The organism is Streptomyces sp. NPDC025273 (assembly GCF_040638585.1).
Classification (GTDB): Bacteria; Actinomycetota; Actinomycetes; order Streptomycetales; family Streptomycetaceae; genus Streptomyces; species Streptomyces cinereorectus.
The window spans coordinates 90,902-112,307 of the sequence record NZ_JBEZYP010000017.1; the positions used below are offsets into that span (position 1 = coordinate 90,902).

The following is a 21,406-nucleotide window of genomic DNA, read 5'->3' on the forward strand; positions in this document are numbered from 1 at the left end:
GGGCTCCCGGACACATCCTCAGCCGCGCGGCCGGCGACCGCCCCGGCCCTGGTCGCCCCGGTCCTGGTCGCCCCGGTCCTCGTCCTGGCCACCGAGCAGCTCGTCGGCCAGCGTCGGCAGATCGTCGAGCGGCGTCTCCTCCGCCCAGTCGGGACGAGGACGCTTCGGGCGGCCGGAACGGTCCTGAGCGGCCCGCCCCGCCCGCGGGTCGTCGGCGACCTGCGGCAGTTCGCGCGTGCGCTCGTTCTCGTTCTCGGCGGCGGGCGCGGCGCGGCTCTCGTCGCGGAACAGGCCCGGCGGCACGCGGTCCGCCGGGTCCTCGTCCCGGACGGGCGGCAGGACGGCCGTCTCCTCCGCGTCACGGACCGGACGGTCCGACGGCGGGGCGAGCGGCACCGGCTGGGTGATCTCGTTCGGATTCACGACCGGGGTCGGAATCGTGAGCTCGTTGTCCGGTACGGACGGAGCGGACTGCGCGGACCGCTTCCTCGCAGCCTCTTCCGCCTCGGCCCGGGCAGCCGCCTCGGCCTCGGCACGGCGCCGTGCCTCCTCGGCCCGTAGCAGTGCCTCCTCCGCCTTGCGCTGCTTCTCCAGGCGCAGTGCCTCCGCCTCCTGGCGGAGCCTGGCCTCTTCCTGGGCCTGCTGGCGCAGCCGCGCCTGCTCGGCCTCACGCACCCGGTCCTCGGCCTCCAGCCGGGCCCGCTCCTCCTCGGCACGGCGGCGGGCGTCCTCGGCGCGCTGCCGGGCCTCCTCTGCCTGCCGCTCGGCCTCACGCTGCCGCGCCTCCTCCTCCTCGCGGCGCTTGCGCTCCTCCTCCTCGGCACGGAGCTTGGCGAGCTGAGCCTGCCGCTCACGCTCCAGCCGCTCCTCCTCGGCCTTGCGTGCAGCCTCTTCCTCGGCCCTGCGCCGGGCCTCCTCCTCGGCCGCCCTGCGCGCCTCCTCCTGGGCCCTGATCTCGGCCTCGGAGAGCGGGAGGAGCTGGTCGAGCCGGTGGCGTACGACGGTGGTGATCGTTTCCGGTTCCTGGCCGGCGTCCACCACCAGGTAGCGGGTCGGGTCCGCCGCCGCGAGGGTGAGGAAGCCGGACCGTACCCGGGTGTGGAACTCGGCAGGCTCGGACTCCAGCCGGTCGGGAGCCTCGGTGAAGCGCTCCCGCGCCGTCTCCGGGTCGACGTCCAGGAGCACCGTCAGGTGCGGTACGAGTCCGCTCGTCGCCCATCGCGAGATCCGGGCGATCTCGGTCGGGGAGAGGTCGCGGCCCGCACCCTGGTAGGCGACGGACGAGTCGATGTAGCGGTCCGAGATGACGATCGCACCGCGTTCCAGCGCCGGGCGGACGAGCGAGTCGACGTGCTCGGCGCGGTCGGCGGCGTACAGCAGCGCCTCCGCCCGGTTCGACAGCCCGGCCGACGACACGTCGAGCAGGATCGAGCGCAGCCGCTTGCCGACCGGGGTCGCCCCCGGCTCGCGCGTCACGACGACCTCGTGGCCCTTGGCCCTGATCCAGTCGGCGAGCGCCTCGACCTGGGTGGACTTCCCGGCTCCGTCGCCGCCCTCCAGGGCGAGGAAGAATCCGGTCGTGGCGGGGGCGACATCGGGGTCTTGGCCGCCGCGCAGAGCCTCGCGCAGGTCACGACGGAGCGGCACCCCGGCGCGGTCGTCCGTCTTGGCGAGGACGATCACGGCGACGGGCAGCAGCAGGGCACCGATCAGCACCAGCGCGAAGGCGGCCCCTCCGTGGGCGAAGACGAAGTCGCCGGAACCCAGCCGGTGCCGCCCGATGGCGGCGGCGAGCAGCGGACCGCCCACCGCGCCGAGCGCGACGAGCACCCGGACGACGGCCTGGAGGTGCTCGGTGGTCCTGGCCCGCCGGGACTCCTCGGTCTCCTGGTCGATCACCGCGTGCCCGGTGTGGGCGGTGACACCTGCCGCGTAGCCGGCGAGCAACGCGATCAGCAGCCCGGTCGCCGTGTCCGGGACCAGGCCGAGCGCGAGGAGCGCCACTCCGGTGACGGCGGTGGCCAGCGCCAGCAGCCGGCGGCGCGACAGGGTGGGCAGGACCTTCCGCGCGGTACGGATACCGAGCGCGGTGCCGCCGGTCAGGGCGAGGATCAGCAGGGCGAAGGTGGCGGGTCCGCCGCCCAGGTCGGCCGCGTGCAGCACGGAGACCGCGGCTGCGGCGGCGATGGCCCCGGCGACGGCGGCACACACGCCGACGACCAGCGGGATGCTGCCGGTGCGGCCCTTGTCGGTGCCCGTTGCGGTGGCCGGCCGGCGCAGACCCTCCAGTGGCGAGCGCGGGCGGGGCGTCGGAATGCCCGGCAGTTCGAGGAAGTAAAGGACCGAGATCGAGGCCGAGAAGAAGCCGGCCGCGACGTACGAACCGAGGGCCGCCTGGTGGAAGGAGAACCAGTCGAGCCCGGTACCGAGCAGGTTGCCAATCAGCGCGGCGACCAGCAGGACGGCCGCGGCCGCGGGGATGGCCAGGAAGTTCGTCCGCAGGGAGAGCCTGCGCAGCGGATCGAGGTGGTCGGGAAGGGGGCGTACGGCGGCGCCCTCGATGGGCGGCGCGGGCAGCAGCGCGGGAGCCGCGCTCTCCTTGGCCACCGTCCACAGGCGTTCGGCGGCACCGGCCACGAGAACGGTGACGAGGATCATCATGAGCGCCTTGTCGGGCATCCAGTCGATCCACAGCGGCGCGATGACCAGGAGCGCGAGCCGCAGCCCGTCCACCCCGATCATCAGCCAGCGGCGGTCCACGGGACCACCAGGGGCCGTGAGCGCCGTCAAGGGCCCCAGGAGTACGGCTCCGAAGAGCACGGTGGAAAGGATCCGGGCACCGAAGACGGCGGCGACGGCAAAGGCCGCCCCGCGGTATCCGGCCCCGAAGGAGCCCTCCAGGACCGCCGCCTGCAGCGACAACAGCACCAGCACGAGAAGGGCGAGTGAATCGCCGATACTGCCGACGAGCTGGGCGCTCCACAACCGCTTCAGCGGGGGGATGCGCAACAGGGCTCGTACGGCGCGCTCGCGTGAGTCTGCGGCAAGTGTGTCGGAGGTGGGGCTCACGACCGGTGGCTGCTCGGCTCGCGTCATCCGCCCAGCCTATCGGGAGCGCTGCGCTGACCGGGGGCCGCGTCCGAACATACGGCCGCCGGGGGTGCCGCGCGGAGCACCCGTGGTAGGTATCCCCGGCCCGTGCGCTGCTTGTCTGCCCGTCCGTGCGCACAGGACGCCGCTCCGTGCGCACAGGACGCCGCTCCGTGCGCACAGGACGCCGCTCCGTGCGCACAGGACGCCGCTCCGTGCGCACAGGACGCCCGTCCGTGCGCACACGGCGGAGGAGGGGCCGGATGTCCGGCCCCTCCTCCGTCATGTACGGCCTCCGGCGAGGTCAGTCCTCCGTCGACGCCGCAGGGGCGGCCTTCTTGGCCGGAGCCTTCTTCGCCGCGGTCTTCTTCGCGGTCGCCGTCGTCTTCTTGGCAGTCGTGGCCTTGGAGGCTGTCTTCTTCGCCGCCGTCGCCTTCTTCGCGGGCGCCTTCCTGGCCGGAGCCTTCTTCGCCGTCTTCTTCTTCGCGGGCCCCTTGGCCCGCTTCTCGGCGAGCAGCTCGTAGCCGCGCTCCGGCGTGATGTCCTCGACGCTGTCGTCGGTGCGCAGCGTCGCGTTGGTCTCGCCGTCGGTGACGTACGCACCGAAGCGGCCGTCCTTCACCACGACCGGAGCACCGCTCACCGGGTCGGTGCCCAGTTCCTTCAGCGGCGGCTTGGCGGCGGCCCGCCCGCGCTGCTTCGGCTGGGCGTAGATCGCGAGGGCCTCGTCGAGCGTGATGTCGAAGAGCTGGTCCTCGGACGTGAGGGAGCGCGAGTCCGTCCCCTTCTTGAGGTACGGACCGTAGCGCCCGTTCTGCGCGGTGATCTCGACACCCTCGGCGTCCTCGCCGACGACCCGCGGCAGCGACATCAGCTTGAGCGCGTCGGCCAGCGTCACCGTGTCCAGCGACATGGACTTGAAGAGGGACGCGGTCCGGGGCTTCACCGCGTTCTTGCCCGTCTTCGGCGTGCCCTCGGGCAGCACCTCGGTGACGTACGGGCCGTAGCGCCCGTCCTTCGCGATGATCTGGTGCCCGGTGACCGGGTCTGCGCCGAGTTCGAAGTCACCGCTCGGCTTGGCGAGCAGCTCCTCCGCGTGCTCCACGGACAGCTCGTCGGGCGCCAGGTCCTCCGGCACGTCCGCGCGCTGGTGGCCCTCGGAGTCCTTTTCGCCGCGCTCGATGTACGGGCCGTACCGGCCGACCCGCAGCTTGATGCCGTTGCCGACGGGGAAGGAGGAGATCTCCCGGGCGTCGATCGCCCCGAGGTCGGTGACGAGCTCCTTCAGGCCACCGAGGTGGTCACCGTCGCCGTTGCCCGCGTCGGAGGCCGTACCCGCGTCGGCCGCGCCGTCGGCGCCCGCGCCGAAGTAGAACCGCCGCAGCCACGGCACGGACTGGGCCTCGCCCCGCGCGATGCGGTCGAGGTCGTCCTCCATGCGTGCGGTGAAGTCGTAGTCGACCAGTCGGCCGAAGTGCTTCTCCAGCAGGTTGACCACGGCGAACGAGAGGAACGACGGCACCAGGGCCGTGCCCTTCTTGAACACGTAGCCGCGGTCCAGGATCGTCCCGATGATCGAGGCGTACGTCGACGGACGGCCGATCTCGCGCTCTTCGAGCTCCTTGACCAGCGAGGCCTCGGTGTAACGGGCCGGCGGCTTGGTGGCATGGCCGTCGACCGTGACCTCGTCGGCGGTCAGCGCGTCGCCCTCGGCGACCTGCGGCAGCCGGCGCTCGCGGTCGTCCAGCTCGGCGTTCGGGTCGTCGGCCCCTTCCACGTACGCCTTCATGAAGCCGTGGAAGGTGATCGTCTTGCCGGAGGCGGAGAATTCGGCGTCCCGGCCGTCGCCGGCCCGCCCGCCGATCTTCACGGTGACGGAGTTCCCGACGGCGTCCTTCATCTGGGAGGCGACGGTCCGCTTCCAGATCAGCTCGTACAGCCGGAACTGGTCGCCGGTGAGGCCCGTCTCGGCCGGGGTGCGGAAGCGGTCGCCGGAGGGGCGGATCGCCTCGTGCGCCTCCTGCGCGTTCTTGACCTTCCCGGCGTACGTGCGCGGCTTGTCCGGCAGATAGTTCGCCCCGTACAGCTGTGTGACCTGCGCCCGGGCCGCGGAGATCGCGGTGTCCGAGAGGGTCGTGGAGTCCGTACGCATGTAGGTGATGAAGCCGTTCTCGTACAGCTTCTGCGCCACCTGCATCGTGGCCTTGGCCCCGAAGCCCAGCTTGCGGCTCGCCTCCTGCTGGAGGGTCGTCGTACGGAAGGGGGCGTACGGGGAGCGCCGGTACGGCTTCGACTCGACCGAACGGACCGCGAAGGCGGAGTCGGCGAGCGCGGCGGCCAGGGCACGGGCGTTCGCCTCGTCCAGGTGCAGCGTCCGGCCGGACGCGGCCTTGAGCAGGCCGTCCGGACCGAAGTCGCGGCCCTGGGCGATGCGGCGCCCGTCGACCGCGCTGAGGCGGGCGGTGAGCGTCGAGGGGTCGGAGGCGTCACCGCCGCGGCCGGTGGCGAAGGTGCCGGTCAGGTCCCAGTACTCGGCGGAACGGAAGGCGATGCGCTCACGCTCCCGCTCGACGACGAGTCGCGTGGCGACGGACTGGACACGGCCCGCGGAGAGCCGCGGCATGACCTTCTTCCACAGGACCGGCGAGACCTCGTAGCCGTACAGACGGTCGAGGATGCGGCGGGTTTCCTGGGCGTCGACCATGCGCTGGTTCAGCTCGCGCGGGTTGGCGACGGCGGCCCGGATCGCGTCCTTGGTGATCTCGTGGAAGACCATCCGGTGGACCGGGACCTTGGGCCTGAGAACTTCCTGCAGGTGCCACGCGATGGCTTCGCCCTCGCGGTCCTCATCGGTGGCGAGGAAGAGCTCGTCGGATTCGGCCAGGAGCTGCTTGAGCTTCCTGACCTGGGCTTTCTTGTCGGCGTTGACGACATAGATCGGCTGGAAGTCGTTCTCGACGTCCACCCCGAGACGGCGGACCTCACCGGTGTACTCGTCCGGCACCTCGGCGGCGCCGTTCGGCAGGTCGCGGATGTGCCCGACGCTCGCCTCGACGACGTATCCGGGGCCGAGGTAGCCCTTGATCGTCTTCGCCTTGGCAGGCGACTCGACAATGACGAGTCGGCGGCCTGCGGTCTCGCTGGTCGGGGACAACTTCGCTCTTCTCTCCGGTCGGCACTCGTGGGCATCCGGGCAGCGCAGTGACGCTGCCCGCGGTGCTGTCGCTGCGGAGTGTGACGGTACAACCCGCCCCCGTGTCAAACGGCAAAAGCCCGCAACGGCCACTCGAACGGTAACCCGACTTCCGCCATTCCTGCCGCCCGGACCGCCCGGTCCGCGCTTCGCAGCGCTGTCGCCTGCGGGTTTCGGGCCATCGCCGGGACGCCTGCGGGGCGGGCGCCGGCCGGTGACCGGCCCTGCCCCCGGTCTTGATCAGACGCGGGTGAGACACCACACGCCGAGAAGGAGGAAGAGTACGCCGAAGAGCGTGGCGAGAACGGTGGAGGCGACGGGGCTCACACCGAGGGCGACCGGCGCACGCTGAATGGCGCGCGCCCCCGTCCAGACGAGGAGGGCGGCACCGAACAGTGCGAATGCCGTACCGGCGAAGACCGCGGTGACGCTCTCCATGTCCGTACCCCTCACGCTCCGCGCGCCGGCTGCTGCCCACGCCGCCCGTCCATGCGGGCAGCCCGTGCGCCTGCGCCGCCCGTGCCGTCCGCACTGCTCGACAGAGGGGACCCTGCCACGCCGGGGCGACGCCGGCACGAACCCCGGGTGAACGCCGCACAGCCCTGTCGGGAACGACCCCGAGCGGAATCCGCTGACCTCCCGGGGCCGGGGCGTTGTGGGCGGGAAAGAGCTGATCAGAAGGCTGTTCGGGGCGAGGGGCGTGGCTCGTCCGCACAAGAGCGGAGCGCGGTGGCAGGGCCCCGACGGCGCACGGGACGTGACGGCCTCCCAGAGCCTCCCGGCAGCCCCTAGCCCCGCGCCCCCGCCACGCGGCCGGCGCGTGGCCGAGTCGTCGCGTCGCGCGGTCAGCGGGCGGGCCCGGAGCCCCGCACCGGCTCCAGGAAGCCCTCCTCCAGCAGCAGCCGGATCGCCTGCGGGGTGCGGTCACGGAGCAGCACGGGGTCCTCGGCCATCAGCTGGGCGATGGCGTCCAGGATCCGGCCCGCGGGCAGCGATCCGTCGCACACACCCGCGAACCCCGCGCCGACCGCATCGACCTTGGTCGCCCGCCGCATCCCGCGGTTCTGACGCAGCACCACATGCTCGGGATCCTCGGCGCCCGGCAGGCCGACCTGCTCCTGCACGACCTCCTCGGCAAGGGTGAAGTGCGCTGCCAGCAAAGCCGCGTCGTCGTGCTGACGCAGATAGTCCTGCCGTGCGAAATGGGCCTCGACGGCAGGCCCGAGCGGCTGCTCCACCGGGTGCGGCCACTCCTCGGCCACGACCGAGGGATTCCCGGCAGCGGCCGCCGCGGACTTCCTGAGCGCGATCCAGCCGAAGCCGACGGCCTTGGTGCCGCGGGCCTCGAATTCGTCCAGCCAGGCCTCGTACAGGTCGGCGTACGCGGCGGGGTCCGTACGGTGGTCACCGCTGTCGCGCAGCCACAACTCGGCGTACTGCGTGATGTCCTGCACCTCGCGCTGCACGATCCAGGCGTCACAGCCGTGCGGAACCCAGGAACGCACCCGGTCCTGCCACTCCTCGCCCTCCACGTGCTGCCAGTTGACGAGAAACTGCGCATAACCCCCCTCGTTCAGCCGGTCGCCCGCCTGCTGCACCAGGGTCCGGCACAGGTCGTCGCCGCCCATGCCACCGTCGCGGTACGTCAGCCTGGCTCCGGGTGAGATGACGAAGGGCGGGTTGGAGACGATCAGGTCGTACGTCTCCGCGCCGACCGGCTCGAACAGGGAGCCTTCCCGCAGATCGGCCGGGGCCGCTCCCGACAGGGCGAGGGTGAGCCGGGTGAATTCGAGGGCGCGCGGGTTGACGTCCGTGGCCGTGACCCGGGTCGCGTGCTGGGCGGCGTGCAGGGCCTGGATGCCGGATCCCGTACCGAGATCGAGGGCGGAGGCGACGGGCCTGCGTACGGTGATTCCGGCGAGCGTGGTGGACGCGCCGCCGACACCGAGGACGACGCCTTCCTCGTGCGAGCCGATTCCGCCGGCCCCGCCGACCGCGCACCCCAGGTCGGAGACGATGAACCAGTCCTGGCCCTCCGGCCCGCCGTACGGCCGCACGTCGACGGTCGCTCTGACCAGATCGCCCTCCCGCACGACCCAGCCGTCCTCCACACACGCCTCCAGCGGGAGTGCGCCGGCGGCGGTGGCCGCCGGGACGGAGCGCTGCAGGAGGAACAGCCGCACCAGCGTGTCGAGCGGCGAGTCCCCGCGCGTGGCCCGGAGCGCCGGGACGGTCTCACTGCGGGCGAGCGCGGCGTAGGCGGGCGCGCCGAGCCGGTCGAGGAGCCCGTCGGCGGTGAAGGCCGCCGCGATCAGGGCTTCGCGGAGCAGGGATGTGCGGGCGGATGCGGGAAGGCTGGTCGTACTCACCCGCCCATTGTGTCCGCTCCCGCCGACAACGGCAGCGGCCCGGCACCCACAAGGGCGACCGGACCGCTGTGAAGGCGCCGCGGTTACGCCTTCTCGCTCGCCGAAGCCGAAGGCGCGGCGGACTTCGACGGCGCCGGCTCCGGAGCGGACGGAGCGGAGGCGGGCGGGGCGGAGGCCGTCGGCTTCTGGCAGCCCTTCTGCTTCGCCATCGCCGAACCGACCTCACCGGACTGGAGCTTCTTCAGAGCCTGGTCGCCACTGGTGCTGATCTTGTTCAGCTCGTCGGCGATTCCCTTGAGTCCGTCGGCGAATTCCGCCTGGTCCTTCGTGTCGAGCGCGTCGACCTTCGTCTTCAGGTTCGCGTACGCCGCGGAGGAGGCGTTGAGCTCCTTCACCGCTTCCTTCTGCGTGGTCTCGCCGTCGTCCACGGGCGGCGGGCCCGCCGACTCCACGGCCGTGCCCAGCGCCTTGTAGGCCTGCGAGATCTGCTGGAAGGCAGCCGAGTCGGTCTGCTGGACGTCGGCGGGCTTGCTGTTGTCGGCCGTCTGCTGCTGGATCGCGGCATTGGCGTTCGCGATCTTCTGCAGTTGCGGCTGGACCTGGTCGCAGACCTTCTTCGCCCAGTCGTTCACCTTGTTGTCGCTGTCGTCGCTGCAGCCCGACAGTGTCAGTACGAGTACCGCACCGCCGGACAGTGCGGCTGCAAGCTTCTTGTTCACCGGATTGGGTCCCTTCCAAGGCTCTCGGCCCCGGAACTTACACGCCAAGTGGGCGACATTCAGGCGCCAGGTATCCGATGTGCGTGCTTTTGCAGCCATTTGCACCAAGGGAAATGAGGGAGATACAACTCACCTGCAGACTCGTGCACGCGTGCGAACACTGTCCGCCACCATGGCCCCGAAGAGCCCCGGCGGCAGACGGACGGCGCATCACCACACGCCGCCCGCAGACTTTCTGATCAGGTGTTACTCACACCGCGGATCACCCGCCCCCTGCTGTCTCACGAGACAGCCGCCGGATCGGCCGGCTTGGCACCCCCACCTCCCGAACCCTCCTCGTCACCCATGGCGATCCCGCGCCGCTTGGACACATAGACCGCACCGACGATGACGACGAGGGCGACCACGGCGACCACGGCTCGCACACCCGCGTTCGCGTCGTCCCCGTAGCTGAACTGCACGACCGCGGGAGCGATGAGCAGCGCCACGAGATTCATCACCTTGAGAAGCGGGTTGATGGCCGGGCCCGCGGTGTCCTTGAAGGGATCGCCGACCGTGTCCCCGATGACGGTCGCGGCGTGGGCCTCGCTGCCCTTGCCGCCGTGATGCCCGTCCTCGACGAGCTTCTTGGCGTTGTCCCACGCGCCACCGGAGTTGGCGAGGAAGACGGCCATGAGGGTGCCGGTGGCGATCGCACCCGCGAGATACGAGCCGAGCGCCCCGACCCCCAGGCTGAACCCGACCGCGATCGGCGCCAGCACCGCGAGCAGCCCGGGCGTGGCCAGTTCACGCAGGGCGTCCTTGGTGCAGATGTCGACGACGCGGCCGTACTCCGGCTTCTCCGTGTAGTCCATGATCCCGGGGTGCTCGCGGAACTGCCGCCGCACCTCGTGGACCACGGCCCCGGCGGAACGGGAGACCGCGTTGATGGCCAGACCGGAGAAGAGGAACACGACGGCGGCGCCGAGAATCAGGCCGACGAGGTTGTTCGGCTGCGAGATGTCCAGGCTCAGCCCCAGCTCCCCGGCACGGGCCCCCACGTCGTCGACCGCCGTGGCGATGGCGTCGCGGTACGAGCCGAAGAGAGCCGCCGCCGCCAGGACGGCGGTGGCGATCGCGATGCCCTTGGTGATGGCCTTGGTGGTGTTGCCGACGGCGTCCAGATCGGTGAGGACCTGCGCCCCGGCGCCCGTGACGTCGCCCGACATCTCGGCGATGCCCTGGGCGTTGTCCGAGACCGGGCCGAAGGTGTCCATCGCGACGATGACCCCCACGGTGGTCAGGAGGCCCGTCCCGGCCAGGGCCACCGCGAAGAGCGCCAGCGTGATCGACGCCCCGCCGAGCAGAAACGCTCCGTAGACGCCGAGACCGATGAGGAGCGCGGTGTAGACGGCCGACTCCAGCCCGATGGAGATACCGGCGAGGATCACCGTCGCCGGGCCGGTCAGCGAGGACTTGCCGATGTCCCGGACAGGGCGCCGGTTGGTCTCCGTGAAGTAGCCGGTGAGCTGCTGGATCAGGGCTGCGAGCACGATGCCGATGGCCACGGCGACGAGGGCGAAGACGCGCGGGTCACCGCCGTGCGAGGTGATGGCGCTGTCGGTGACCCCGTCCAGCTCGGCGTACGAGGCGGGCAGGTAGACGAACACCGCCACGGCCACCAGGACGAGCGAGATCACGGCAGACACGAAGAATCCGCGGTTGATGGCCGTCATCCCGCTTCGGTCGGCCCGGCGCGGGGCGACCGCGAAGATCCCGATCACCGCGGTGACCACACCGATCGCCGGAACGATGAGCGGGAAGGCCAGTCCCGGGTCCCCGAAGGCGGCCTCGCCCAGGATGAGTGCGGCGACGAGCGTCACGGCGTACGACTCGAAGAGATCGGCCGCCATGCCCGCACAGTCACCGACGTTGTCTCCCACGTTGTCGGCGATGGTCGCGGCGTTGCGCGGGTCGTCCTCCGGGATGCCCTGCTCCACCTTGCCCACGAGATCCGCGCCCACGTCGGCGGCCTTGGTGAAGATGCCGCCCCCGACTCTCATGAACATGGCGATCAGTGCGGCACCGAGCCCGAATCCCTCCAGCACCTTGGGCGCGTCGGCGGCGTAGACGAGGACGACGCAGGAGGCACCGAGCAGGCCGAGGCCGACGGTGATCATGCCGACCGCACCACCCGTCCGAAAGGCGATCTTCATCGCTTTGTGCGAAACAGTGGCGAGATCCCTTTCCGGCTCACCCTGTGCTGGAGTCGCCTCACGCGCAGCAGCCGCCACACGCACATTACTGCGCACGGCCAGCCGCATGCCGATGTATCCCGTGGCAGCCGAAAAGAGCGCACCCACCAGGAAGAAGAACGAGCGCCCCGCACGCTGCGACCAGTTGTCGGCCGGGAGCAGCAGAAGCAATAGGAACACGACCACGGCGAAGACGCCGACGGTGCGCAGCTGCCGGGCCAGATAGGCATTCGCGCCTTCCTGGACGGCTGCCGCGATCTCCTTCATGCGGTCGGTGCCCTCACCGGCCGCCAGCACCTGGCGCACCAGCAGCCGGGCGACGACCAGCGCCACAAGTGCGACGACCGCGACGACGGCGACGATCAGCCGGTTCTCATCGGTGAGAACCGCGGCTGCGAGCGAGGTGGGCCGGACGGAAGGTCCGGTAACGTGCGTCAGTTCTGCCGGTGGTGTGCTGAAGAACAGTGGGGTGCCGAAGAACTCCGCCATACGTCCTCCTTGAAGCTCAGCGCTCAAGACGTGGACGGATTGTAGGGAGCGAATCCTGATCAAAACAGTGAATGGTCAATGAAATCGACTTTCGTCCACCCAATGGCAAACAATCTCGCCCGGCATTGCACCCGGATGCAGTAATGGGGCAGGGGCATGACGCACGCAGAAATCCACAGATCATTGATCATGCGCACATGAAAAACGGCCCTGCTCAGCAGGGCCGAAAAACTGCTCGCACGTACCGGCGTGTCCGTGACTAAATCCGCCGCGTACCGCCCGGAGGGACTCGGCGCCAGGAGGGACCTACGTTCCCGAAGGGACGGCAGGGCTCAGGGAAGGGGCGGTACGGCTCAGGGCAGGACCACCGCCGGGGCAGTGGGCCAGGTCATACGGATGACTCCGCCGTCCACGCCCGACCGGACCTCCACATCGTCGACCAGGCCTCTGATGACCGCGAGGCCCATCTCGTCCTCGCTGTCCGCGTCGGTGTCCGGCTCCGGCCCCGCGCCCGACTGTGAAGGATCGCTACCCGGGCCGGGGACTCCGTCGCCGACCTCGATGGAGAACGCTTTCTCCTCCTCGGTCAGCACAACCGTGACCGGAGCGGTGATGCCATGACTGCGATGCATACCGACGGCACGGCTGCACGCCTCGCCGACGGCGAGTCTCACCTCGTCGAGCACCGCCTCGTCGACGCCGGCCCGGCGTGCCACGGCGGCTGCCACGAGGCGAGCCGTCCTGACGTGTTCGGGCTGAGCGCTGAAGCGGAGTTCAACGGTTGGCATGCCATCCCCCTCGAACGTACGGGCGTGCATCTCAGGGGCCCGGGCGTGTCGCCCGGTACCCCTGCTCTCCATGCTCCTCCGGAACCGACGAAGCCGGCAGCCGACCCCATGGGTCGACCACCTGCCCGCGACGGCCTGCCTGCTGCCGCCTGTCGGCCTGTCGCTGCCTGCCGCCGCCTGCCGCCCGAAAACGGCAGGCCTGGGCCGACGAATCAGTCGGTGGCCGCGACAGCCTCGTCGACCGTGGTGTGAATGGGAAACACCTTGGTCAGACCTGTGATCCGGAAGATCTTGAGAATGCGCTCCTGGTTGCACACCAGGCGCAGCGAGCCCTCATGGGCCCGGACACGCTTCAAGCCACCCACAAGCACGCCGAGGCCGGCGGAGTCGAGGAAGTCGACACCCTCCATGTCGACAACCAGGTGGTAGCTGCCGTCATTCACCAACTCGACCAACTGCTCGCGCAGCTTGGGCGCGGTATACACATCAATCTCGCCACCGACCTCGACGACCGTACGGTCGCCACCAGGGCCGGACACATTGCGAGTCGACAGGGACAGGTCCACGGATCCTCCAGCACCTTGCTATCGAGCGGTCGCCCCTCGGTCTCCCCGACGGAGGCCAGGGGACGGATCGCCAGCCGCGATGGCATTCAATCACTTACCAGCAGCCATGCACGACGCCTTGGGGCCATTGTCCGTCATGCCAGTGACACACTCGGTGCCGATGGCCAAGAATCACCGCCCCAGCAGACCACCCGGGAACGAAGGCTCGCGCCCCTCTCCCGCCGTGGTCCTCGACCGGCTCGCCGCAGGGGCGGGCCGGGCAGCGCGCATCACTCATACGGAGCACCTGCCCCCGCGAGCGGGAACCCATGCCATCTGGCCGGATCGCATCCGGCCAGAAGTGATCTCGGCAATTGGCCGGGCCGGGATCGACCATCCGTGGGAACACCAGGCCACCGCCGCCGAGTACGCCCTGGACGGCGAATCCGTCGTGATCGCCACCGGAACGGCGTCCGGCAAGTCGCTCGCCTACCTGGCCCCCGTCCTGAGTGCCCTCATGGACGGCTCACAGGCCCCGAACGGCCGCGGCGCGACCGCCCTGTATCTCGCCCCGACCAAGGCTCTCGCCGCCGACCAGCGGCGCTCCGTGAAGGAACTCTCCGCCCCGCTCGGAACCGCGGTACGACCGGCGGTCTACGACGGGGACACGCCGGTCGAAGAACGCGAATGGGTACGCCAGTACGCCAACTACGTCCTGACGAACCCCGACATGCTGCACCGGGGGATACTCCCGTCCCACCCCCGTTGGGCCTCCTTCCTGCGTGCCCTGCGCTTCGTCGTCATCGACGAGTGCCACACCTACCGGGGCGTCTTCGGCTCCCATGTCGCCCAGGTGCTGCGCCGCCTGCGCCGCCTGTGTACGCGCTACGGCTCCGACCCCGTCTTCCTGCTCGCCTCCGCCACCGCGGCGCAGCCATCGGTCGCCGCGGGCCGCCTCACCGGCCTGCCCGTGAAGGAGGTCTCCGACGACGCCTCGCCCCGCGGCGAGATGGTCTTCGCCCTCTGGGAGCCGCCGCTGACCGACCTGCACGGTGAGAAGGGCGCTCCGGTGCGCCGCACCGCCACGGCCGAGACCGCCGACCTCCTGACCGACCTGACCCTCCAGGGCGTCCGCTCGGTCGCCTTCGTGCGCTCCCGGCGCGGCGCCGAGCTCATCTCCCTCATCGCCAAGGAGCGGCTCGCCGAGGTGGACAGCTCCCTGCCCGCGCGGGTCGCCGCCTACCGAGGCGGATACCTGCCCGAGGAACGCCGGGCCCTGGAACGCGCACTGCACTCCGGAGAACTGCTCGGACTGGCCGCGACCACGGCCCTGGAACTGGGCATCGACGTGTCGGGCCTGGATGCCGTCGTCATCTCCGGCTACCCGGGCACCCGGGCGTCCCTGTGGCAGCAGGCGGGCCGCGCCGGACGCGCCGGGCAGGGCGCACTGGCGATCCTCGTGGCCCGTGACGACCCGCTGGACACGTTCCTCGTCCACCATCCCGAAGCACTCTTCCAGCAGCCCGTGGAATCGACCGTCCTGGACCCGGACAACCCGTACGTCCTCGCCCCGCACCTGTGTGCCGCGGCGGCGGAACTGCCACTCACCGAGGCCGACCTCGCGCTCTTCGGCCCCGCGGTGCCCGACCTGCTGCCGCAGCTCGAAGCCGCGAAGCTGCTGCGCAAGCGGACTACGGGCTGGCACTGGACCCGCCGCGAACGGGCCGCCGACCTCACGGACATCCGCGGCGGGGGCGGCCGTCCGGTCCAGATCGTCGAGGAAGGCACCGGCCGGCTGCTGGGCACCGTCGATGAATCCGCAGCGCACACCGCCGTGCACGAGGGCGCGGTCCACCTCCACCAGGGCCGCACGTACCTGGTCCGGAAGCTGGATCTGGAGGACGCGGTAGCCCTGGTGGAGGAAGCCGTCCCGCCGTACTCGACCAACGCACGCGACACCACCGCCATCACCGTGCTGGAAACCGACACCGAGGTCCCGTGGGGAGACGGGCGGCTCTGCTTCGGCTCCGTGGAGGTCACCAACCAGGTCGTCTCCTTCCTGCGCCGCAGGCTGATCTCCGGGGAGGTCCTGGGCGAGACCAAACTGGACCTGCCGCCCCGCACCCTGCGCACCCGTGCCGTGTGGTGGACGGTCACCGAGGACCAGCTGGATGCCGCCCGGATCAACCCCGAGATCCTCGGCGGCGCCCTGCACGCCGCCGAGCACGCGTCGATCGGGATGCTGCCCCTCTTCGCCACCTGCGACCGCTGGGACATCGGCGGTGTCTCCGTTCCCCTGCACCCGGACACCCTGCTCCCGACGGTCTTCGTCTACGACGGCCACCCCGGCGGCGCCGGGTTCGCCGAGCGGGCGTTCCACACGGCCCGGACGTGGCTGACGGCGACCCTCCAGGCCATCGCGTCCTGCGAGTGCGAGGCCGGCTGCCCGTCCTGCGTCCAGTCCCCCAAGTGCGGCAACGGCAACGAACCGCTGCACAAGCGGGGTGCCGTGCGCCTTCTGACAGAACTCCTCAGGACCGCACCGCCGGACCCCGAGGAGGACCCGCAGCCGCAAGGCCCCGAGGGCTAGACACGACCGGCCCGTAGCCGGGCCGACGCCACAGCCGGGCGACGCCGATGTCACCGATGTCACCGATGTCACCGATGTCACCGATGTCACCGATGTCACCGATGTCACCGATGTCACCGACCAAGGTTGCCCCGTCCCGATGTGAGCGCGCGTGTCCCCTCACCGCCGTCGATACCTCGCCCCCGCGCTCAGTGGTGTCGTTGGAGCCGTCGGACCGCCGGTGCCCGCACCCCCGTAGGCGCTACCGCCGACTGCGCACCCGGTGGTGCGGCAGCCGCCGTTCCGGACGGCCCCGTAGCCGGAGGACCCGCCCTCGACCTGACCTCCGGCGAGTACGGACCGAAACGCACGCGGGCCGTCACATCGGCGACCTCTCCCTGGACCACGCACCGGACCACCTCAGCCTCCTGTGCCCCGGCCACCTCCCTCGCTGCGCTGCAGGCCACCGCTTCTCCCCGCACTGCACGATCGGCCGCGGCAAGAGCAGCCAGGTCCGCGGCCCCACCCGCCTTGTGCCGGGCCGCCACGGCCTGTCCCAGCGCGAGCACCATGGCGAACACCGCGCACAGTGTCACCGTCGTCATAGCCACCCACACCGTCGCCAACCCCTGGTCCCCGGGCTGCGCTCTCCTTCGCGCGTCTCTCACGGCGCCGCTCCCACCGTGTCCTCGGCCAAGGCGACCGCCTCCGCGCTCAGCGTCAGAGCAAGCTGTCCGGGACCCTGCGTCGGTGACTCGACCCTGACCCGCCACAGCTCCCCGGTTCGCGCCAGGTCGACCCGGGCTCCGCCCGGCGCCGCCTCCCGCGCCGCGGACAGCACCGCAGCTTCCGGTTCCGAGCGGGCGGCCGCCCTCGCCCCGGCCCTCGCGGCGTCCACGCATCGGATCTGATCGGACGCCGCCACCAGGGCCCAGACAAGAGCCAGGACGAAAGCCACCAGCACGGGAACGGCCATGGCGGCCTCCGCCGTCACCGCACCCCGGTCACCGGATCCGGCCGGCCGCCGGACCGGCGCTCTGGGCCCCTCCCTGGCTCCTGCCCCGGTGCGAGTCCGGGTCCGGGCCCGGGTTGCCCTCGCCGCTTCAGAACTTCGCATCGAGCGCGTCCTTGATCAGCGACTGCAGCGCCGACTGCACTGCCCCGCTCGTCACGACCTTGTAGAGCACCGCCGCGAACGCACACGCTGCGATGGTTCCCACCGCGTACTCGGACGTCGTCATGCCCCGGTCCGTCCTGACGGACCGGGCAAGCCTGTCGTACCTGTCCCGCCAGGCACGGCGCATCGCACACAGCGCCTGTCCCACAACGTTCTTTCCCATCTCGGCCCCGTTCAGATCAGATTCAGAAATTCGGTGAGGAAATGCGGATCGGAGTGGGCGTAGGGGCGTCCGGGGAGAAGCACCACCCGCACTTCTGCGTCATCTGCTGTGCAACAGCCCGGACGCCAGCCCGATGACCACCGGTGCCACACCCACCGCCAGAAAGGCGGGCAGGAAGCAGAGCCCGACCGGCGCTGTGATCAGCACGCCCGCTCGCTGGGCGCGCGCCACAGCCGCGCTCGCCCGCTCGGCACGCATCTCGTCGGCCAGCTTGGCGACCGGCTCCGCCGCCGGAGCGCCCGTCGAGCCGGCCCGCTCCAGGCAGCGGGCCAGTGGCCCCGCACCCGGTATCTCCGCGAACCGCCCCCACGCGTCGGCCGGGTCGCCGCCCAGCCGGATCTCTGCTGCCGTGCGGGCCAGCCGGTCGCCGACCGGGCCGCCCATGGATTCACCGACGGCCTCCGCCGCGTCCCGGGGTCCGGCGCCCGCCGAGAGGCAGGCCGCCAGCAGATCCGCAGCAAGCGGCAACTGCCTGGCTCCTGAAGCGGCTTCCGCTTCCTGGCCCCCGTTTCTGCGCCCACGCCCGGACCTCTGCCATCGCCGGACCCCGTAGGCCGCCGCCAGGCCGACCCCGCACCCGGCCAGCCCTCCGACGAGGATCCAGCCGACTGCACAGGCGCCCAAGGACGCCGCCCATTGCGGGGCAGGGCCCAAGCCTCCTGTCCGCAGGCGCTGCCAATCGAGCCTCCGGCCGGCGGAGCAGACCTCCGACAGCCGCGCTCCACGTTTGCGGGTCGCACGCTCCTGCCGCTGCCCGATCAGTGTGAGGAGCAGGTACACGCCCGCCCCCAGCGCCGCACCTATGGCCCCCATCCCGTGGACCTCGCCGGAGAGCCCGCTCATTCCGTCTCCCCGGCCCGCACGATCCGCGCCGCCCAGAACAGCCCCGCCGCCTCCAGCACGCCGCCCGTCAGCAGACACGCCAGCCCGCCCGGACTGTGCAACAGCACCCTCAGCGGGTCCGCTCCGAGCGCCGCTCCCAGCCCCAGCCCCACTACCGGCAGCAACGCCAGCACTACGACCGTCGACCACGCGCCCGCCAACTGCGCCCGCAACTCCTCCCGCCGCCTCCGCTCAGCCCGCAACGCACCCTCCAGGCGAGACAGCCCCGCCGCGAGACCGGCTCCGCCGTCCACCGCCACCCGCCAGCAGGCCGCCACCCCCGCGAGTCCGTCGAGGCCGGGTCCGGCCGCCGCCTGCCGGAGCGCGCCCGGCACGTCGCCGCCGAACCGCGCGGCCGCCAGCACCGCGGACTCGGCAGCCCCCAGCGCTCCCGCCTGACACCCGGCGGCGGCCAGGGCCTGCCCTGGCTCACGTCCCGTCCGCAGCTCACCCACGACGGCCCCGCAGAGTGCCGTCACCGCGTCGGCCGCCCGTTCGCGCTCGCACCGCAGCGTCCGCCGCCGCATCCAGCGCCGCACCAGGGGCACCGCCACGGCCCCTGCGAGCAGGGGCAGCACCGATTCACCCAACACGGCGAGAAGAGCCGCCACAGGAGCACACAGCCATTCGCGCCGCCGCTCCAGGAACACCCGGACCGTGGCCCATGTCGCTGCCGACTGCTGCGGGTCCGCCCTCGCTCCCGCGAGCAACGCCTGTGCCCGCCGCACCCCCGGGTCCCGCAGCACGGCCAGTGCGCCCGCCAGACCCGCGCACACCGCTATCACCAGAGTCAGCGCCTGCCTCAGGGCGTCCGGAGCCGCTGTCACCGCGCTCCTCCGATCAGCGACCCCAACCGCTCCCAGCCCCGCTCCGGAACGAACCCCTCCGCACCCCAGCGCAGCGCGGGCACGGTCATCACCAGACCCGCCACGTCCCGTTCGAGCACGTGTACTTCGGCGAGGCGCCGCTGCCCTCCCCGGTCCCGTACGAGATGGACCACAACCGACAGCGCAGCCGCCAACTGGCTGTGCAGTGCCGCCCGGTCGAGACCCGCCGCCGTCCCCAGTGCCTCCAGACGGGCCGGAACGTGCTTCGCCGCGTTGGCATGCACCGTGCCGCACCCGCCCTCATGCCCGGTGTTCAGCGCGGCCAGCAACTCCGTCACCTCGGCGCCCCGCACCTCCCCCACCACCAGCCGGTCGGGCCGCATGCGCAACGCCTGGCGCACCAGGTCCCGGAGCGTCACCAGACCCACCCCCTCCTGATTCGCGGGACGCGATTCCAGGCGCACCACATGCGGATGGTCCGGGCGCAGTTCAGACGAATCCTCGGCGAGCACGATGCGCTCCCCGTCGCCGACCGCGCCCAGCAGGCTGGACAGCAAAGTCGTCTTCCCGGCACCTGTCCCCCCGCTGATCAGATAGGAGACCCGGGCCTCGACCAGCGCTCTCAGGACGCGGTCCCCGCCGGGCGGGACCGTCCCGGCCCCGACGAGCTCCGCCAGCGTGAAAGCCCTGGGGCGCACCACGCGCAGCGACAGACACGTCGTGCCGACGGACACCGGCGGAAGGACAGCGTGCATCCGTGTCCCGTCCGGCAATCGTGCGTCCACCCACGGCCGGGCATCGTCCAGCCGCCGCCCCGCCACCGCGGCGAGCCGCTGCGCCAGCCTGCGGACCGCAGCGGCATCCGGAAAGGTGACCGGGGTCAGTTCGAGTCCGGCCCCGCGGTCCACCCACACCCGGTCGGGAGCGGACACCAGCACGTCCGTCACCGCCGGGTCGGCCAGCAAGCGCTCCAGCACTCCGGTGCCGACCAGCTCCCCACGCAGTTCCTCGGCCGCACCGAGCACTTCCGCGTCACCGAGCAAGCGACCTTGTGCCCTCAGCGCGGCCGCCACTCCGGCCGGGGTGGGCGCGGCACCGCTGCGGGCCAGCCGTTGCCGCACGGCGTCGAGCAGGGCCTCGGTCATGAGGTACCCCCGCCGGGCCGTCCTGCCGCAATGCCCGCCGCGCCGGCCGAGGAGTCCGCCCGATCCCAGAACGCCGTGCAGAAGCGAGCCAGTGAGCCACGCGAATTGCCGCCGGGTGGCGTGCCTCTGTCCTGGTCCTCCGAAAGCCGCGCTTCCAGGGGCAGGTCGCCGACGAGAGGAAGTCCCAGCGCCTGCGCCACCCATTGTTCGTCCAGGCCGGCCGTATAGGGCCCGCGCGCGACGACCCTCAGATCCTCCAGGACCGCACCGACCGCCGATGCCACGCGCTTGGCTGCCGCCACCGCCCTGAGCTCACCCGGCACGATCAGCAGCCCTACGTCCACTTGTGCCAGCACCTCGGCCACGCTTTCGTCGACCCGGCGCGGCAGGTCCACGACGACCACTCCGCCGGGCCTCCGAGCCGCCGCGAGGACCGCCTGCACGGCCGACGGCGGGACGGTCACGTCGTTGTCCCGTCCCCAGCTGAGCACGCGCAGTCCGTGCAGCGCGGGCAAGGACTCCTCCAGTGCGCGGCCACCCACCCTCCCTTTGGAACCGGCGAAATCCGGCCACCGCATTCCTTCGGATTCCTCACCACCGAGCAGCACGTCGATCCCACCGCCCAGCGGATCGCCGTCGACCAGCAGGGTCCGCCGACCGGACCTGGCCGCCGCCACAGCAAGCGCACAGGCAAGCGTGGACGCACCGGAGCCGCCCCGGCCACCCATCACCCCGACGGTGAGCGCGGGACGCCCGGCACCTTCGGCGGTATCGGCGATCCGATCGACGAGCCAGCCCTCGGAGTCAGGCAATCGGAGCACGCATTCGGCCCCGATCTCCACCGCCCGGCGCCAGATGTCAGGGTCGTCCTGGTCCCGGCCGACCAGCATCACTCCCCGCCTGCGTGCCGCACCGCGGCACCGCGGTGCGGCGTCGTCACCCACCAGAACCATCGGGGCCCGCTCCCAGCCGCTTCTCTGTGCGGGTGGTCCGTGATGCACCTCGGGCACGACGCCGGCCGCCGCGCACAGCCTCAGCAAGTCGTCCAGCAAAAGCACGTCCTCGGTCACGATCAACGGTCCGTCCCGCGGCCCCTCGGCGTTCGACAGACCTTCTCGTGCGTTGGATCCAGCCATGGTCCCCGCCCCTTCCCACT

Annotated in this window: 16 protein-coding genes; 1 reads left to right on the forward strand and 15 read right to left on the reverse strand. The window is 71.5% G+C overall.

Annotated elements, in window-relative coordinates:
* Positions 1–18: 18 nt before the first annotated feature.
* The 8 genes from tmk to AB0F38_RS25105 all read right to left on the reverse strand — a co-directional run bounded on the left by tmk (position 19) and on the right by AB0F38_RS25105 (position 13,448).
* Positions 19–3,096, reverse strand: coding sequence for a dTMP kinase (gene tmk, locus AB0F38_RS25070; protein ID WP_361897512.1), 3,078 nt, complete (start codon positions 3,094–3,096; stop codon positions 19–21).
* A gap of 298 nt (positions 3,097–3,394) precedes the next feature.
* Positions 3,395–6,244 (reverse strand): type I DNA topoisomerase, encoded by a 2,850-nt coding sequence (gene topA, locus AB0F38_RS25075; RefSeq protein ID WP_361897515.1) that lies wholly within the window; start codon positions 6,242–6,244, stop codon positions 3,395–3,397.
* Between the two features lie 279 nt (positions 6,245–6,523).
* Complete coding sequence (locus tag AB0F38_RS25080; RefSeq protein WP_361897518.1) at positions 6,524–6,721, reverse strand: hypothetical protein; 198 nt, start codon at positions 6,719–6,721, stop codon at positions 6,524–6,526.
* A gap of 407 nt (positions 6,722–7,128) precedes the next feature.
* Positions 7,129–8,652 carry a methyltransferase gene (locus AB0F38_RS25085; protein WP_361897521.1) on the reverse strand — a complete coding sequence of 508 codons (1,524 nt, stop codon included), beginning with the start codon at positions 8,650–8,652 and terminating at the stop codon, positions 7,129–7,131.
* 83 nt (positions 8,653–8,735) lie between these two features.
* Positions 8,736–9,371, reverse strand: coding sequence for a small secreted protein (locus AB0F38_RS25090; protein ID WP_361897523.1), 636 nt, complete (start codon positions 9,369–9,371; stop codon positions 8,736–8,738).
* A gap of 281 nt (positions 9,372–9,652) precedes the next feature.
* The gene (locus AB0F38_RS25095) at positions 9,653–12,094 is read right to left on the reverse strand and encodes a sodium-translocating pyrophosphatase (RefSeq protein WP_361897526.1); all 2,442 of its coding nucleotides are present in this window, start codon (positions 12,092–12,094) and stop codon (positions 9,653–9,655) included.
* Between the two features lie 353 nt (positions 12,095–12,447).
* On the reverse strand, positions 12,448–12,882 hold the full coding sequence (locus AB0F38_RS25100; protein WP_361897529.1) for an ATP-binding protein: 435 nt from the start codon (positions 12,880–12,882) through the stop codon (positions 12,448–12,450).
* A 212-nt stretch (positions 12,883–13,094) separates the two neighbouring features.
* Positions 13,095–13,448, reverse strand: a complete 354-nt coding sequence (locus AB0F38_RS25105; protein WP_018551161.1) for an STAS domain-containing protein — start codon at positions 13,446–13,448, stop codon at positions 13,095–13,097.
* A 79-nt stretch (positions 13,449–13,527) separates the two neighbouring features.
* Between AB0F38_RS25105 and AB0F38_RS25110 the strand changes: the two genes are divergently transcribed.
* Entirely contained in the window at positions 13,528–16,017 is a 2,490-nt protein-coding gene (locus tag AB0F38_RS25110; RefSeq protein ID WP_361897532.1) for a DEAD/DEAH box helicase, read from the forward strand.
* 188 nt (positions 16,018–16,205) lie between these two features.
* Here the strand turns inward: AB0F38_RS25110 and AB0F38_RS25115 are convergent, their stop codons facing one another.
* From AB0F38_RS25115 to ssd, 7 genes are all read right to left on the reverse strand, one after another.
* Positions 16,206–16,769 carry an Rv3654c family TadE-like protein gene (locus AB0F38_RS25115; protein ID WP_361897535.1) on the reverse strand — a complete coding sequence of 188 codons (564 nt, stop codon included), beginning with the start codon at positions 16,767–16,769 and terminating at the stop codon, positions 16,206–16,208.
* Entirely contained in the window at positions 16,661–16,990 is a 330-nt protein-coding gene (locus AB0F38_RS25120; RefSeq protein WP_361897538.1) for a TadE family type IV pilus minor pilin, read from the reverse strand. The genes AB0F38_RS25115 and AB0F38_RS25120 overlap by 109 nt, the downstream gene beginning before the upstream one ends.
* A gap of 109 nt (positions 16,991–17,099) precedes the next feature.
* A complete protein-coding gene (locus tag AB0F38_RS25125) occupies positions 17,100–17,300 on the reverse strand; it encodes a DUF4244 domain-containing protein (protein WP_361897646.1) in 201 nt (66 codons plus the stop codon).
* Between the two features lie 135 nt (positions 17,301–17,435).
* Positions 17,436–18,209 (reverse strand): type II secretion system F family protein, encoded by a 774-nt coding sequence (locus AB0F38_RS25130; RefSeq protein WP_361897649.1) that lies wholly within the window; start codon positions 18,207–18,209, stop codon positions 17,436–17,438.
* Positions 18,210–18,235: 26 nt separating this feature from the next.
* Positions 18,236–19,105 (reverse strand): type II secretion system F family protein, encoded by an 870-nt coding sequence (locus AB0F38_RS25135; RefSeq protein ID WP_361897541.1) that lies wholly within the window; start codon positions 19,103–19,105, stop codon positions 18,236–18,238.
* On the reverse strand, positions 19,102–20,250 hold the full coding sequence (locus AB0F38_RS25140; RefSeq protein WP_361897544.1) for a TadA family conjugal transfer-associated ATPase: 1,149 nt from the start codon (positions 20,248–20,250) through the stop codon (positions 19,102–19,104). Before AB0F38_RS25140 ends, AB0F38_RS25135 begins: the two co-directional genes overlap by 4 nt.
* Positions 20,247–21,386: a septum site-determining protein Ssd gene (gene ssd, locus AB0F38_RS25145; protein WP_361897547.1), complete on the reverse strand. Its 1,140-nt coding sequence runs from the start codon at positions 21,384–21,386 to the stop codon at positions 20,247–20,249. Before ssd ends, AB0F38_RS25140 begins: the two co-directional genes overlap by 4 nt.
* Positions 21,387–21,406 lie beyond the last annotated feature (20 nt).